The sequence below is a fragment of the Methylopila musalis genome, assembly GCF_042679725.1.
GTDB lineage: Bacteria > Pseudomonadota > Alphaproteobacteria > Rhizobiales > Methylopilaceae > Methylopila > Methylopila musalis.
Map to the genome: position 1 here is coordinate 1 of NZ_JBHTMX010000311.1, position 2,166 is coordinate 2,166.

Sequence of the window (2,166 nt, forward strand, 5' to 3'; positions counted from 1 at the left end):
GCGCGGTCGGCGGAGGCGCCCGCGCCCGGATGATAGGACATCAGCGCGTCCATGCTGGCGCGGGCGGCGATCTCAGCGACGCCCCGGGCGATGGTTTCGCTAAGGCGCACCCCGCGCGGCGCGGGCGGGATGTTCATGCTGAGGTCGAGCGCCGGCCCTGCGGGCTCCGGCCGGGGCGCGATGAACGAGCCGCGCCCGGTCACGGCGTCGATCAGCCCGCGCCGGCGCGCCTCCGCATAGGCGCGGGTGACGGTGGTGAGATCGACGCCGAGCGCCTCCGCCAGCGGCAGCTGAGGCGGCAGGCGGTCGCCCGCCCGCAAGCTCCCGTCCCGCGTGGCGGCGTCGAGCGCGGCGACGATCTGCTGATAGAGCGGGCCGCCCTCGGTCGTGAGCGTGGGAGGCCAGGGAGACGACGAACGCATGCGGCCTCGGTCGGAGGGGCGGATCGCCCGATCATGGGAGGGCGGCGCGCGGAGGGCAATCGAACAGCGAGCGCCGCCTTTCCTTGTCCCGGCCTTGAGCCGGGACCCAGAAACGCTGAGGTCTCCAGAAGGGGCACATCGGACGAAGTGGCTCATCCTTATGCGCCGACGTTTCTGGGTCCCGGCTCAAGGCCGGGACAAGGGTAGGTGCCGTGCGTGCTGCTCCGTCGTCATGCGTCCGGAGCCGTGGAGCCCCCTTTCTTGTCCCGGCCTCCGAGCCGGGACCCAGACACGCCGACGCCTGAGCATTGAGCGTCCCGGATGTCGCGTTCTGTCCGGAGACGCCAGAGTTTCTGGGTCCCGGCTCAAGGCCGGGACAAGGAAGAGGGCGATGCGAGCTCTCAGCCCTCGGTCGCTACCCGCGTGGCGAGGTAAGGCGCGGCGAGTTCTTCCATGCCGAGCCAGGGGCGCGCGATTGGCTCGGAGACCCACGTGTAGTTCAGGAAATGCCGCCAGTGGACGTTTTCGTTGGTGGCGCCGCGGCCCCAGGAGCCGCAGGCGATGGTGGTGGTGAAGGGCATGCCGTTGCCGGCGTCGCCGCTGTTTCCGAAGCCGGTGGACTGGTTGACCATGACGCGGCTCACCTCGACCGCCTCGGCCAGCCGCTCCACCCGGTCAGGGATCGCGGTGTGGACGCCGCAGCTGTGGCCGCGGCCGGAGATGGTGGTCAGCCGGCGCGTCAGCGCCACCGCCTCGTCGAAGCCGGAATAGGCGATCAGGCCGAGCACCGGCGACAGCTTCTCGCCGCAGAGCGGATCGTTCTCCAGCGGCTCGGCGAGGGCGGCGACCAGCGCGCGCGTCCCCTTTGGGGCCCGGATGCGCGCGAGCGCCGCGATCTTCGTGGCGGGGCGGCCGACCACCGCCCGCGCCAGCCGACCGTCCGGCCACACGGCGCGGCGCAGGCGCAGCCCCTCGGCCGCGTCGCAGACGTAGGCCCCGCGCTCCGCGATCGCCGCGCGCAGCGCCGCCTCCCGGGAGGTCTCCACCACGAGGCAGCTTTCGGACGAGCAGGAGGTGCCGTTGTCGAAGGTCTTGCCCGCCATCACCGCGTCCGCCGCGCGGGCGAGATCGGCGGTTTCGTCGATCACCACCACCGCGTTGCCGGGGCCGGCGGCGTAAGCGGGGCGTCCGGCGGAGGTGACGCGCCGCACGGTGTCCGCGCCGCCTGTCGCCATCACCAGATCGACGGATTCGGCGAGCTCCCGCGCCGCGAACCGGTCGGGCCCGTCCACGATCTGGATCAGGTCCACGGGCGCGCCCGCCTCGGCGAGCGCGGCGCGGATGACCTCGACCGCCTCGCGCGCGGCCTCGCGCACGCCGGGGTTCGGGCAGAAAATGGCGGCGTTGCGCGTCTTCACCGCGTTGAGGGCGTTGACGGCGATGGCCGACAGCGGCGCGGTCGCGGGCGTCATCACGCCGATCACGCCGATGGGCTTGGCGTAGCGGCGCAGGCCGCGGGCGGGGTCGGCGTCGAACAGGCCGAGCGTGGTCACGCCATGCAGGTCGTTCAGCACGCCGTGGACCCGGCGCAGAAGCTGCGCGCGGGAATCGTCCGGCGCGCCGAAGCCGGTCTCGGCGCAGGCCCGTTCGGTGAGGCGGCGCGCGGTCTCGGGCTCCGCCAGCCGCCAGCCGATCGCAGCGACCGCCACGTCGATCCGCGCCTGCGGCCACGCCGCCACCAGCG

2 protein-coding genes are annotated in these 2,166 nt (G+C 73.4%); both read right to left on the minus strand.

The features are described 5' to 3' along the window. Positions 1-422, minus strand: a 422-nt coding sequence (locus ACFQ4O_RS17080) for a GntR family transcriptional regulator (RefSeq protein WP_378777516.1), incomplete at its 3' end; no start/stop codon positions are given. Between the two features lie 401 nt (positions 423-823). Then, on the minus strand, positions 824-2,166 hold a 1,343-nt coding region (locus tag ACFQ4O_RS17085), incomplete at its 5' end, for an aldehyde dehydrogenase family protein (protein ID WP_378777518.1).